Genomic DNA, 12,769 nt, shown 5'->3' with positions numbered 1-12,769 from the left:
GGACTCCGCTGTCTACACGCGTTCGAAGCGCGAGCCGGACCAGGCTTTTGCCGGTGCGAGAAGGTTTTCCAGGCCGAGCAGATTGATCGCCCGGGCCGCGATCTGGTCGATCATTTCGGCCAGCGACTGTGGCCTCAGATAGAAGGCCGGCATCGGCGGGGCGATGATTGCGCCGATCTCAGTCGCCTGTAGCATCGCCCGCAAATGGCCGAGATGCAACGGACTCTCGCGGACCAGCAACACCAGCCGGCGCCGTTCCTTGAGCTGGACGTCGGCAGTACGCACCAGGAGGTCGTCGAGCTGTCCCCAGGCGATGGCCGAGAGCGTGCGGATCGAGCACGGAGCGACGATCATGCCTGCGACGGGATAGGAGCCGCTGGCGATGGAGGCGCCAATGTCCGAGTGAAGATGGTGACGGAAGGCCAGGGCGCGCAGCCGCGCAAGCGCGTCGACGCCAACCTCCTCCTGCAGCGTACGTTCGGCCGCCGGCGAGACGACGAGGTGCACCGCGTAGTGCGGATTGTCAGCCAGCAGCTCGACGATGCGCGCGCCGATCGCAGCGCCCGAGGCGCCGCTGATGCCGACGATGATGCCTTGCCGTTCGCTCATACGGAAACCGGAGAGGGTGCCGGCGCTTCGGTCAGCCCGAGGCTCGACCACATCGCGTCGATGCGCGCGATCACGGCAGGGTCCATGGTCAGAGGGGCGCCCCAGGCCCGATCCGTCTCCGGCGGAATCTTTGTGGTGGCGTCGATGCCGAGCTTGCCGCCGAGACCGGATTTCGGCGAGGCAAAGTCGAGATAGTCGATCGGCGTGTCGGTGAGCGTCACGAGATCGCGCGAAGAGTCGCTGCGGGTAGAGACGGCCCACATCACGGCGCGCCAATCGCGGATGTCGATGTCGTCGTCGACCACGATCAGGAGTTTCGTGTAGCTGAACTGCGGCAGCATCGACCACAGACCGAGCATCAGCCGCCGCGCCTGGCCGGGATAGCGCTTCCTGATCGCCGCGATCGCGATGCGGTAGGAGCAGGCCTCCGGCGGCAGCCAGCAGTCCGTCACCTCGGGGAATTGTTGCCGGATGAGCGGCACGAACAGGCGGTTGAGCGCCTCGCCGATGCGCGAGGGCTCGTCCGGCGGCCGTCCCGTGAAGGTCGAGAGATAGATCGGCTGGCGTCGGCTGGTTATCGCCGTCACGCGCATCACGGGAAACACCTCGACGGAATTATAATACCCGGTGTGATCGCCATAGGGTCCCTCGGATGCGGTTTCGGTCGCGGAGACGAAGCCCTCGATGACAATTTCTGCTTCGGCAGGGACGGCGAGCGGAACGGTAAGGCATGGCGTGAGGTCGGGCCGTTCGGCGCGCAGGATACCGGCGAAGCGCAGCTCGGACAGCGTCTCGGGCAGCGGCAAGACTGCGGCGAGGATCGTGGCAGGATCGGCCCCGATGACGATCGCAACTGGCATATCGCGCCCGATCGCCTTCCACTGCTGGTGATGGCGGGCGCCGCCGCGATGCGCGAGCCAGCGGATGATGGCGCGGTCGCGGCCGAGTACCTGCATGCGGTAGACACCGACATTCTCCTCCTGGTCGGCCATCGCGGATTCAGGCGGCAAGGTGATCACGAGTGGCCAGGTGATCAGCGGCGCAGGCTCTCCAGGCCAGCAGACCTGTGCGGGCAATTTTGCGAGATCGATGTCGGGCCCCATCGTGACGCAGTCCTGGACCGGCGCCGCCGTGCGCGTGCGCGGGCGCGTCGCCAGCGCGGCGCGCGCGAGCGGGACCTTGTTCCAGGCATCTCTGATGCTGTGCGGTGGTCGCGGCGCGCGCAGTTCGGCCATCAGCGCGCCAAGCTCTTCGAGACGATCGGGGGCGATGCCCAATCCCCAGGCGATCCGCTCGACCGTTCCGAACAGATTGGTGAGGAGCGGCATGTCCGATAGATGACCGTCAGCCTTGACGGCCTGCTCGAACAATAATGCCGGTCCGCAGTCGCCGAGTACACGCCGGTGGATTTCCGTGATCTCGTGGACGACGGAGATTTTTTCGCGAATGCGTCGCAACTGTCCCCGGCTTTCGATGAAGCGGAGGAAGTCGGACAATGCGCGAAAGCGCGGGACATCACGCTGCAATGAACCAGCTCCTTAAGAAGAGCCAGAGCTAGCCGGGTTGATTTAGGTTCTCATTGTTCCGGCTCAAATACATCTGCGCGCAATCCGTCCAGATTTGTTCCCATGAATGATCCGTCCGCCGCATCGCCCGGCCCGTTGCCGACGATCCCGCCGCTCGTCGCATTTGCCATGCGTCCCCTGCCTCTGCTGCCGCTGCAGCTCGTTCTCGCCGGTGTCCTGCAGCGCATCCATCGGCGCAACCCGGCAATCTTCGACCGGCTCGGCGATCACGCTCGGGCGCGGTTCGGCATCAAGCCGATCGATCTGCCGTTCGCCTTCGTGGTCGAAGCCATGCCGCCGCGTCTATCCGTCGTGCGCGATTTGCCGCGAGGTCTGGATGCGCGGATCGCGGCTTCGCTCGCCAATCTCCTGGCCCTGCTCGAAGGCAAGGTCGATGGCGATGCCTTGATGTTCTCGCGCGAGCTCGTCGTCGAGGGCGATGTCGAAGCGGTGCTCGCGCTGCGCAATGCGATCGACGACGCCCAGCTCGATCTTGCCGCCGAGCTATCCTCGCTGTTCGGTCCGCTGGCCGGGTCGGCAAGGCGCGCCTTTGAGGCCGCGCGTTACCGCGTGATCGGCTCGTCGCGTCCAGGCGGGGAATTCAGATGATGGAATTGATCTGTCCTGCCGGCACGCCGGCTGCGCTGAAGAGCGCCATCGATGCTGGCGCCGATGCGATCTATTGCGGTTTCAACGATGAAACCAACGCGCGAAATTTTCCAGGGCTGAATTTCAGCCGCGACGAGCTGCGCAAGGGGATTGCGCTAGCGCATAGCCGCGGCGCGAGGATACTGGTGGCGATCAATACGTTTCCGCGCGCCTCGGCCGTCGACATCTGGCAGCGCGCGGTGGACGATGCGGTGAGCGCCGGCGCCGATGCGCTGATCCTCGCCGATGTCGGATTGATGGACTACGCCGCCAGGCGCCATCCGAACCAGCGTTTGCATGTCTCGGTGCAGGCCGCGGCCGCAAATCCGGATGCCATCGCCTTCTACGCCGAGACTTTCGGAGCGCGGCGCGTCGTGCTGCCCCGCGTTTTGAGCGTGCCGGAGATTGTCGAGATCACCCGGGAGTCGGCCTGCGAGACCGAGGTCTTCGTGTTCGGCGGCCTGTGCGTGATGGCCGAAGGGCGCTGCTCGCTGTCGTCCTATGCCACCGGCAAGTCGCCGAACATGCAGGGCGTCTGCTCACCTCCAAGCCATGTGGCTTACCGACCGGGCAGGGGACGAACTCCAGGCTGGGCGGATTCACCATCAACCGGTTCGGATGGAGCGAGCCCGCGGGCTATCCGACGCTGTGCAAGGGGCGCTTCTCGACTGCACAGGGCGCCGGCTACATTTTTGAGGATCCCGTTAGCCTGGATGCCACGACGCTTCTCAAGGGCTTGCGCGATGCCGGCGTGACCGCGCTCAAGATCGAGGGCCGCCAGCGCGGCCGCGCCTATGTCGAAAGCGTGGTGCGCCATTTCCGTCATGCGCTCGCCGCGCTCGAGAGCGGGAGTGAGGCGGACATTGCGAGCCTGAAACCGTTCACCGAAGGGCAGGCCTCCACCCTCGGCGCCTATCGCAAGACGTGGCGGTAATCTTTCGAATATTTGAGGTCCATCGATGCAACTCAGCCTCGGTCCAGTTCTGTACAATTGGGCGCCGGAACGCTGGCGCGACTTCTATTTCCGTATCGCCGACGAAGCGCCGGTCGATGTCGTGTCCGTCGGTGAGATCGTCTGCTCGAAACGCTCGCCGTTCCTTGCAGCCCACATGCCGGCTGTGGTCGAACGGCTGCAAAAAGCAGGCAAGCAGGTCCTGCTGGGGTCGCTGATCCTGGTCTCGTTGCGGCGCGAGCGCCGTCAGACCATGGAGCTTGCCGCGGCCGAGGACGTGTCGATCGAGGTGAACGACCTGACCTGCCTTAGAGCGCTCGCCGGCCGGCCGCACGCCATCGGGCCGTTCGTCAACATCTACAACGAGGCAAGCGCGGCTTTTCACGCCGCGCGCGGGGCGAGGCGCATCTGCCTGCCGCCAGAGTTGCCGCTGTCCTCGATAGCGACGATCGCGAGGGCGATTCCCGATGTCACCATCGAGGTGTTTGCGTTCGGCAGGGTGCCACTGGCGATCTCCGCCCGTTGCTATCATGCGCGCCTTCACAAGCTCACCAAGGATAATTGCCGCTTCGTCTGCGAGAAGGACCCGGATGGTCTCCTCCTGAACACGTTGGAGCAGCAGGACTTCCTGACCATCAACGGCGTGCAAACCCTGTCTCACACCTGCGCCAATTTGCTGGGCGACGCTGGTTCATTGCGCGAGAGCCACGTTGGCTCGCTGCGCCTGTCGCCGCAGGATTGCGACATGGTCGTCGTCGCCAAGACCTTTCGCGACGTGTTGGACGGTCGTGACGACATCCACGGCGGCAACCGTCGCCTTGCCGCAGTCTATCCCGGTGTACCCTTTTCGAATGGGTTCTTGTGGGCAGAGCCAGGTCACGTCTATCGTCGTACCCGGTCAGGAGATGAGCAACGGCTCAGCGCCGCAAATCGAGACTCTCAGTGAAGCGCCATCAAGAGCGAGCCCTTGGGCAGTTGTTGGCTAGTTTCCGCTGGTGCGGTCGCTCAACGTCGGCCCATTGAACCACCGCGAGAGCTCATCACGAGCCCTTTCATCTGCACATCTTGTACCGCGGCATGTCGTCGCAATGAGAGCGATGGCAACGAGATAGTGACCAGCAACAGCCGGTCCATGACGAGGTCGTGACCAGCAACAGCCGGTCCATGACGAGGTCCAGAGCGTTGCCGCGTCCAGGAAAAGCATGGCCTTTCCCTCAACAGCAATGATTTGGAATCTTCGAGGCATCTTTGGAGTGTTTCCAAACGCGATGTCGACCGACACGAGTCGTCGATGATCGAGACATTCTAATTCGCAGCGCGCGCATTTGCGTTGCGGCCACGATGGCGTCTCTCTAAAGAAGCGGTGCGGATCGCGAGCAATCGGATGTTGCCGACAATAACGTAGGCAACCAAGCCTGAGTGCGAGCCTGCGAAGCAACTGATTCACGAGCGATAAGCCGAACTCTGACGTGAGAGCGGATCTTCGATTCATGGTCGTTGCAGGCCGAGCGTGGAGCCATTTCACGTTGGGCGACGTGCTGTTGATGAGGGACTTTCTGGGAATGCGACGTGCAGGTGAGGTTGGGACGGTAGCTCGCTTTGGTGCGAAGCTGCTGGGTGGAGTAGCGTTGCTGGCGTGGTTCGAATCGCCCGCTCAATCCCAAACACCGCAAGGCGTGAACTCGCTTCCACCCGTTACCGTCGATGCTCCAACGCAACGGTCGCTTCGCCGTGCACCGACCAGCCGAAATGCTGGCCCGGTCCGATCAACTTCTCGGCGCCCCACGGCGCCTGGTGCTCCGCAAGCCGAAACGGTCGCGGTGCAATCGAAGCCATCGCAGTCGGGCGTCGTGCCTGCCTTTGCAGGCGGTCAGGTCGCTCAAGGCGCGCGGCTGGGACTGCTCGGAAATACGGACACAATGAAGTCACCGTTCAACGTAACGAGTTACACGGACAAGTTCATCCGGGATCAGCAGGCGGCGACGGCCGCGGAGGCCTTGATCCTGGATCCTTCCGTGCGCAGTTCCCACCCAACGGGCGGTGTGCTCGATTCCTTCAACATTCGCGGCTTCCCGATCAACGAAGGCAACAACGGTGAGTTTGCCTTCGAGGGCCTTTACGGGATCGCGCCGACATACCGCATCTTCACGGATTACGTCGAGCGCATCGAAGTGCTCAAGGGCCCCTCGGCGGCGCTCTCGGGCATCGCACCCAATGGCGGCGTCGGCGGCGTCATCAATGTCGTGCCTAAGCGCGCGGGAGATGATTTGACCCGCTTCACGGTGGATTACGGCTCGGCCGCACGGTTCGGCGGTCACTGGGATGTCGCGAGGCGTTACGGCGACAGCAAGGAATGGGGCGTGCGAGCCAGCGGCAGTGTGCGCGACGGCGATACGCCCATTGACCGCCAGTCCGAAGCGACGGGTGTCGGATCGCTCGCCCTCGACTATCAGGGCGAACGGTTCAGGTCGTGGCTCTACCTCATCGCCCAGACCGATCGGTTCGACGCTCCGTCACGTCCCTTCCTCATGGCACCGGGCCTACAAGTGCCAAAGGCGCCGGACGGTCGGTTGAACGTGACCCAGCCCTGGGAATGGTCGCACATCAACGATCAATCTGCCTTGCTGCGCACCGAATACGATCTAAGCGATCAGGTTACGCTGTTCGCCGACGTCGGCGGCTCTCGGACCAATGTCGAGAGATTCTTCGGTCTTCCGACGATCATCAACACGAGCGGCGACACGACCTCGACGCCCCAATTCTTCGGGCTTAGCGTCGATCGAACCACATATGATGGCGGCGTCCGCGGCCGGTTCGACACTGGCTTCGTCCATCATGCCGTCGCCTTCCAGGCCTCGTTTTATCAAGACGCGCTGTACCGGCGGCTCACCAATGGCAGTCTGGTCACGTCGAACATCTATAGTCCGATAGTGGCGCCAACTCAGTTTGCGAACGAGATCAGCGGGCGCCCTCGGCTCTCGGACAGTGAACTCACGGGGCTCTCGATTGCTGACACCTTGTCCGTGCTCGATGAGCGGGTCCTGTTGACTTTGGGTGTCCGGCGCCAGGGCATCGAGGCGAACAACTATCTCTCCAATGTCGGAACGCTGACGTCGTCCTACGACAAGAGCGCGACCACTCCCGTGGTCGGCCTTGTCATCCGGCCCCGGGACAACGTCTCTCTGTATGCGAACTACATCGAAGGTCTAAGCCGGGGCGACGTCGCGCCGCAGGCCGCTTCCAATTTCGGCGAAGTGCTCCCGCCCTACATTGCCAAGCAGTACGAGGCCGGCATCAAGGTGGACTTCGGTCGGTTCGCAACCACCGTCAGCGCCTTCCAGATATCGAAGGCAAGCGGCGAGCTATCCGCCGGGCGCTTCGCCGCGACCGCCGAACAGCAAGTCCGTGGGCTCGAGTTCAACGTGTACGGCGAACTCATGCCCGATGTTCGTGTCCTCGGAGGCTTTTCGCTGCTGGATGGCACCCTGACGAAGACTGCCGTCGCGGCGAATTTGGGCAACACGCCAATCGGCGTTCCGAACATCCAGGCCAATATTGGAGCCGAGTGGGATCTCCCGTGGATGAGAGGGCTCACTTTGAATGGGGCCGTCATCTACACGGGTAAGCAGTTCGTCGATACCGCGAACAAGCAGCCGATCCCGGATTGGACGCGACTCGATCTCGGTGCCCGCTACACGACGGCGATCAACGGCAGGAAGACGACGTTCCGCGCGAACGTTCAGAACGTGACCGGTACGACTTACTGGTCCAGCGTGGCTTCATTCGGAACGTTCTTCCTGGGAGCACCGCGCACGTATCTCCTGTCGATGACCGTGGACATGTAATCGCTGCTCTTACTCTGGTCATCGCTTGGGTGTTCGACCGAGTGATTCAAGCGTCCCGCGACAAATTCACAAACGTGAATGATTAACGCAAATTTAATTTCGTCCTGAGAGATTTCATCGTCGGAGAGGTGCGCAGCGCCTTTTGGCTGGGGGGCCGATGAAATCGCCGTTTCGCAATGTTGGTCTGAGGATGCAGATCACGCTGGCGCTTGCCACGGCATCTGCCGGGACGGCGGTCGTTGTGCTGATGGGGGTGCTTTGGATCATCCACGGCATCGTCAACCGCGCCGACGAGCGCGAATTGCGCAGCCACTACGATGCTCTGCAGTCCCGCCTGACGCAGGAATCGCGTCGCGCCGCCGCGATGAGTGCGGTGGTGGCTTCGATACCGCAGATCCGGGAGGCGATGTCCCGTGACGATCGCACGACCTTGCTCGGATACTTTGGGGCCGGCTTCGATGACCTCAAGAAGGTCTACGAGGTCGAGCAATTCCAGTTCCACAAGGCGCCGGCGACGTCCTTCCTGCGCGTGCACCAACCGCAGAAGTTCGGCGATGATCTCTCGTCATTCCGCAAGACGGTGGTCGAGACCAATACTCAGGGCAAGACCGTGCTTGGTCTCGAGGGCGGCGTAGCCGGGCTTGGGATTCGCGGGGTAGTGCCCGTGCTGCACGCGGAAAAGCAGGTCGGATCGGTCGAGTTTGGTCTATCGTTCGGGCAGCAGTTCTTTGAGAACTTCAAGAAAAGCCGCGGTGTCGACAGCGTGTTTCACCTGGCCGACAAGGATAGCTTTGCGACCTTCGGCGGTACACTCGGACAAAAGACCTTCTACTCGCAAGGCGAATATCGAGACGCAGCGAAAGGCCAGTTCCTGCTTCGCAAGGGCGAGCTTGGCGCCACGCCGGTGGCCGCGCTGCTCGGTCCGATCGTTGATTTCTCCGGAAAGCCGATCGGTGCTGTCGAGATCGTCATGGACAACAGCAGCTACGTTTCCGCCATCACCGATGCGCAGCTCATGGCCACGGCCGCCGCAACGGTCGCGATCCTGATCGCTTGCATCGCTGGCCTCTTGATCTCGGGCAGCATCTCTCGTCCGATTCTGACCCTCACAGAGGCAATGCGGAAGCTCGCGGCCGGTACGCACGACATCGAACTCCCCGATTGTGAGGGCCGAAACGAAGTCGGTCGCATGGCTCAGGCCGTGAACGTCTTCAAGGAGAATGCGATCAAGGTTGCCGGAATCCGCAGCGAGCAGGAGCGGATGAAGCGCGAAGCGGAGACCGAGAAGCGAGTCGCCATGGCTAGCCTCGCCGATCGCTTCGAGGCGAGTGTCCAGGGCGTAGCCGAGACAGTCTCGAACTCGGCGGGTTCGATGAAATCGACTGCGCAATCGATGTCGGGCACCGCGACCAGCGCGAAGCAGCAATCTCTTGCAGTCACGCACGCATCGCAGGAAACATCCGCGAGCGTGCAGACCGTCGCGGCCGCGGCCGAGGAACTCTCCTCGTCGATCACTGAAATCACGCGTCAGGTCGCCCAAGCCTCGCAGATCGTCGGCAGAGCCTCGCAGGAGCGGGAGCGCACCAATACGCGCGTGCAGGGACTAGCCTCCGCCGCCCAGAAGATCGGCGAGATCGTCGAACTCATCAACAACATCGCGAGCCAGACCAACCTCCTGGCGCTGAACGCAACCATTGAGGCGGCGAGAGCAGGTGAATCCGGCAGAGGCTTTGCCGTGGTGGCAAGCGAGGTGAAGGCGCTGGCGACGCAAACGGCAAAGGCGACCGACGAGATCGGCCAGCAGGTTTCCGTCATCCAGCAGGAGACGAAGCAGGCCGTCGAGGCCATCCAGGTGATTTGCGCGACAATCTCGGAGGTCAGCGAGATCTCCGCCTCGATCGCCAACGCGGTTTCCGAGCAGGGCGCCGCAACGCAGGAGATCGCGCAAAGCGTGCAGCGCGCCGCCGCAGGAACCGACCAGGTGACCAACGACATCTCTGTCGTCACGGCGGCCGTCTCCGATGCCGGCGCCGCCGCCGAGCAGGTCGTGAGCTCGGCCGATCAGGTTGCGACCCAGGCGGAAGTGCTGCGCCGCGAGGTTCGCCAGTTCCTGGTGTCGATCCGCGCCGCGTGAGACCGGGGCCGGGGACGAAAGTATCGCGCCGCGTGTCCGGAGCGGAGATTGCCTTGCAATCATAGCTCATTGATATATATGCGAATTCATGTATGTATGCGGCGGAGGCGCTGGCGAGTTCCGCATTTGGACGGAAGCCATGGCCTGCCGTAGCTGCCGGTTTTCTCAAACAGGCGACGAGACGCGATGAACTCCATTCTCTCCAACGAAATCGAGACGGAACTCCGGGACGGAGCAGAATATTCGCCGGAGCTCGATCTGTTGATGCGGAAGGCGCGGAAGGCGAGCAACTTCCTCAAGGCGCTGTCGCATGAAAGCCGATTGCTGCTGCTGTGTCTGCTCGCCGAGCGGGAACGATCGGTGACCGAACTCGAGAACATCTTGTCGCTCAGGCAGTCGGCCGTGTCGCAGCAGCTTGCCCGTCTTCGCTACGACGGTATGGTCGATACCCGTCGCGACGGAAAGACAATCTACTACAGTCTCGCCAATGATGACGTGCGTCGAGTGATTTCAGTCATCTACGATATCTTCTGCGCGACCGGTCCTGATCCGCAGAACAAGTAAGCGCCGCGGCCATCGTATCCGCGGGAAACCGCTGGCGGCGTAACCGCAGGCGGGATGGGAGGAATCCGTGCAGAATATGTCTGCCTGGATGCAGGCTTTGAGCGGACTTGCAATTGGGGGCGCGCTTGGATTCGCCATCCAGCGTTCGAAATTGTGCACGTTTGGTGCGATCGAGGACTTCCTCATCGGCGGCGACAGCCGCCGCCTTCGGGTGTTCGCACTGGCGCTCGGCATCGCGCTTCTCGGCACACAGGCCCTCGTTCTGGCCGGCATCCTCAATCCTGCCGAAACGTCATATGCGCCCGTGGCCTTTCCCTTGCTGTCCATCGTAATCGGCAGCGTCGCCTTTGGCGTGGGCATGGCCTTGGTCGGGACCTGCGGCATGGGTTCGCTTGTGCGATTGGGGACCGGCGATCTTCGCAGTCTCTTCGTCGTCTTCGTCCTTGGAGCTGCGGCTTACGCCATGCTGCGGGGCATGCTAGCCGACCTTCGGATCGGCTTTCTCGAACGCTTCGCTGTCCCGCTCCCCGAAGGAGGGACCGATATCGCCGCCCTGATCTCGCGTGCGGTCGGCTTTGAGACGAGGCCATTGATCGCCGCGCTCGCGGGTATCGCACTTTGCGTGCTGGCGTTGCGCGATGTCCGGCTGCGGCGGACGCCCCGGCTTGTCACGGCGGGCATAGCGCTCGGGCTCCTGATCACGGCGGGCTGGATTCTGACCTCGATCCTCAATGACGATTTCGCAGGTCCGAACCGTCCGCAGAGTCTGAGCTTCGTTTCGACAGTCGGCAAAACGGTCTACGCGGGACTGATGAACGTGTCGGCCTTCGGTGACTTCGGCGTCGGCAGCGTAATCGGCACCATCCTTGGAGCACACGTTGCTGCCCTTCAGGCAGGTCAATTCCAATGGGAAGCCTTCGACGACGATCGCGAAATGCGCCGTCACCTTTGCGGCGCTGCCTTGATGGGGGCGGGCGGTATCCTCGCCGGCGGCTGCACCATCGGTCAGGGCATTACGGCTGGGTCGATGCTCGCGCTGTCGTGGCCATTCGCCGTTGCCGGCATGGTCGCGGGTGCACGTCTCGGAATCGCAATCCTGGTGGATGACTCGCCCCGCACGCTGCTCCAGCGCAATTTCAGCCGGCTGTTCGGTCGGAGCTGAAAATCGTCACGGCCTGAGATAGGGCCAGCCCTGCTCCTGCCGTTCGATGAGATGAACGGCGCCGGAGGGCACCAGCGTGGCCTCCGGCACCAAGCTGATCGATTTGCCTTCGCGTCGCTCCATTCCCTGCTTGGTGTTGTTGCAGGCCGAATATTGAATGGTCGACGGGAAGGCCGCATCAGTGATCTGCTTGATGCGGTCCTTAACCGGCGATGTATCGGCGCGAAGCATGTGAAGACCGGGGCCGAAGGCGACCACATCCACCCTCGACCGGTTCGCCCTTTGCTCTGTAGTGCTCGATGATGTTCGACACGTTGTTCAGCGTCAGATTCATGATTGCGGGATCGTCCTGGTCGACCTGAATGGCGACGCGATGTTCCTTCGGCTCCCCCGCGAAACTTCCAGTGCAGGCGCCGATCAGCAGCGCGAGGCTCGCAACCATTACCGCAAGCATCGCTTTTCGCGTCGATATCATCTTGAGTCTCCTATGGACGAATGATGGTGTAGCCGCGTGTGGTAAGGGAAAGCAGTTCGGCCACACCGGCCTCGACCTCGACGGCATTCGGATTGACGCGCGGGCGCGAAGATATTCGATCAGCCCGCGTCGATTCATTGTCGTTCCCGACATCACCCGCTGGTCGGCGGGCGAATGTGCTGCCCTATTTGTTGAGAGGCGATTCCGGGTCGAACAGAAAGGCCAGGATGTTCTTGATCTGCGTTTCGGTCAGAACCTTGTTCGCGCCGAACCGCGGCATGATCGAGCAGGCGGCAAAGGCCTGGGAGTCGTAGATCTTGGCGTAAGCGCGCTTGACCTCTTCGGGGTCATATTTCCGGTCCTTGCCATAGTTGGTCAGGCTCGGACCAAGCGTGCCGTAGCTCAGCTCGCTCCGCTCGATCTGGTGACAGGCATAGCAATTGCCGCCGGCGACGAGTCCCGGCGGATCCGAGAATTGGTTTCCTCGCCCGTCATTGGCGACCTTGGCGCCTTCCTTCCAGTTACCCAAGAGCTTGCCGTCGGCCGGATAGACCACGCGCGCCAGTTCGCGCGCCGTGATCTTGTCGGCTTCGGCGGAGGGAACGTCGTTTCGGGACGCGTTGCAGGTCTCAAGTGTCGCGTCGGGCTTGATCCGCGCCAGCCATTCCGGAGCGGCCTTGCCAAAGGTCGACGCGACATACCTGTCGACGACCGTGAGGTCGATAGACTTCGTTGCCGTCTGCGCAGCGGCGGATGCAGCGAATGAGATTGAAAGAGCCGCGCCCACCAGGAGGGTCTTGCCGAACGAGATCATC

The 12,769-nt window shown here is 62.6% G+C and carries 9 protein-coding genes and 2 pseudogenes; 7 read left to right on the top strand and 4 right to left on the bottom strand.

Going from position 1 to position 12,769, the window contains the following annotated elements; translation table 11 throughout:
• Window positions 1-12: 12 nt before the first annotated feature.
• Together AXW67_RS04265 and AXW67_RS04260 are read right to left on the bottom strand one after the other, a co-directional pair.
• Window positions 13-609: a UbiX family flavin prenyltransferase gene (locus tag AXW67_RS04265; RefSeq protein ID WP_063676830.1), complete on the bottom strand. Its 597-nt coding sequence runs from the start codon at window positions 607-609 to the stop codon at window positions 13-15.
• Complete coding sequence (locus AXW67_RS04260; RefSeq protein WP_063676829.1) at window positions 606-2,135, bottom strand: UbiD family decarboxylase; 1,530 nt, start codon at window positions 2,133-2,135, stop codon at window positions 606-608. The genes AXW67_RS04265 and AXW67_RS04260 overlap by 4 nt, the downstream gene beginning before the upstream one ends.
• A gap of 102 nt (window positions 2,136-2,237) precedes the next feature.
• Here AXW67_RS04260 and ubiT point away from each other — a divergent pair, with 102 nt between their 5' ends.
• The 7 genes and pseudogenes from ubiT (at window position 2,238) to AXW67_RS04225 (ending at window position 11,479) form a co-directional block, all read left to right on the top strand.
• Window positions 2,238-2,783, top strand: a complete 546-nt coding sequence (gene ubiT / locus AXW67_RS04255; protein WP_063676828.1) for a ubiquinone anaerobic biosynthesis accessory factor UbiT — start codon at window positions 2,238-2,240, stop codon at window positions 2,781-2,783.
• Window positions 2,783-3,756: pseudogene (ubiU, locus tag AXW67_RS04250) on the top strand (ubiquinone anaerobic biosynthesis protein UbiU). The gene ubiT and the pseudogene ubiU overlap by 1 nt, the downstream one beginning before the upstream one ends.
• A 25-nt stretch (window positions 3,757-3,781) precedes the next feature.
• Window positions 3,782-4,720, top strand: a complete 939-nt coding sequence (ubiV, locus tag AXW67_RS04245) for a ubiquinone anaerobic biosynthesis protein UbiV (RefSeq protein WP_063676827.1) — start codon at window positions 3,782-3,784, stop codon at window positions 4,718-4,720.
• A gap of 544 nt (window positions 4,721-5,264) precedes the next feature.
• A complete protein-coding gene (locus AXW67_RS04240; protein ID WP_063676826.1) occupies window positions 5,265-7,619 on the top strand; it encodes a TonB-dependent receptor in 2,355 nt (784 codons plus the stop codon).
• Between the two features lie 157 nt (window positions 7,620-7,776).
• The gene (locus tag AXW67_RS04235; protein ID WP_063676825.1) at window positions 7,777-9,753 is read left to right on the top strand and encodes a methyl-accepting chemotaxis protein; all 1,977 of its coding nucleotides are present in this window, start codon (window positions 7,777-7,779) and stop codon (window positions 9,751-9,753) included.
• A 186-nt stretch (window positions 9,754-9,939) separates the two neighbouring features.
• Window positions 9,940-10,317, top strand: coding sequence for an ArsR/SmtB family transcription factor (locus AXW67_RS04230; protein WP_027556976.1), 378 nt, complete (start codon window positions 9,940-9,942; stop codon window positions 10,315-10,317).
• Between the two features lie 67 nt (window positions 10,318-10,384).
• A complete protein-coding gene (locus AXW67_RS04225; protein WP_063676824.1) occupies window positions 10,385-11,479 on the top strand; it encodes a YeeE/YedE family protein in 1,095 nt (364 codons plus the stop codon).
• Window positions 11,480-11,485: 6 nt separating this feature from the next.
• Here the strand turns inward: AXW67_RS04225 and AXW67_RS04220 are convergent.
• Window positions 11,486-11,921: pseudogene (locus AXW67_RS04220) on the bottom strand (DsrE family protein).
• 217 nt (window positions 11,922-12,138) lie between these two features.
• Window positions 12,139-12,768 (bottom strand): sulfur oxidation c-type cytochrome SoxX, encoded by a 630-nt coding sequence (gene soxX, locus AXW67_RS04215; RefSeq protein ID WP_430648699.1) that lies wholly within the window; start codon window positions 12,766-12,768, stop codon window positions 12,139-12,141.
• Window position 12,769 lies beyond the last annotated feature (1 nt).

Source organism: Bradyrhizobium neotropicale (assembly GCF_001641695.1).
Lineage (GTDB): Bacteria > Pseudomonadota > Alphaproteobacteria > Rhizobiales > Xanthobacteraceae > Bradyrhizobium > Bradyrhizobium neotropicale.
This window is presented reverse-complemented; position numbering and strand designations above follow the sequence as displayed.

Bases quoted from the DNA above. Each gene is read 5' to 3' on its own strand.
- AXW67_RS04265 (WP_063676830.1), bottom strand. From the start codon at position 609: ATGAGCGAACGGCAAGGCATCATCGTCGGCATCAGCGGCGCCTCGGGC.
- ubiT (WP_063676828.1), top strand. From the start codon at position 2,238: ATGAATGATCCGTCCGCCGCATCGCCCGGCCCGTTGCCGACGATCCCG.
- ubiV (WP_063676827.1), top strand. From the start codon at position 3,782: ATGCAACTCAGCCTCGGTCCAGTTCTGTACAATTGGGCGCCGGAACGC.
- AXW67_RS04240 (WP_063676826.1), top strand. From the start codon at position 5,265: ATGGTCGTTGCAGGCCGAGCGTGGAGCCATTTCACGTTGGGCGACGTG.
- AXW67_RS04235 (WP_063676825.1), top strand. From the start codon at position 7,777: ATGAAATCGCCGTTTCGCAATGTTGGTCTGAGGATGCAGATCACGCTG.
- AXW67_RS04230 (WP_027556976.1), top strand. From the start codon at position 9,940: ATGAACTCCATTCTCTCCAACGAAATCGAGACGGAACTCCGGGACGGA.
- soxX (WP_430648699.1), bottom strand. From the start codon at position 12,768: ATGATCTCGTTCGGCAAGACCCTCCTGGTGGGCGCGGCTCTTTCAATC.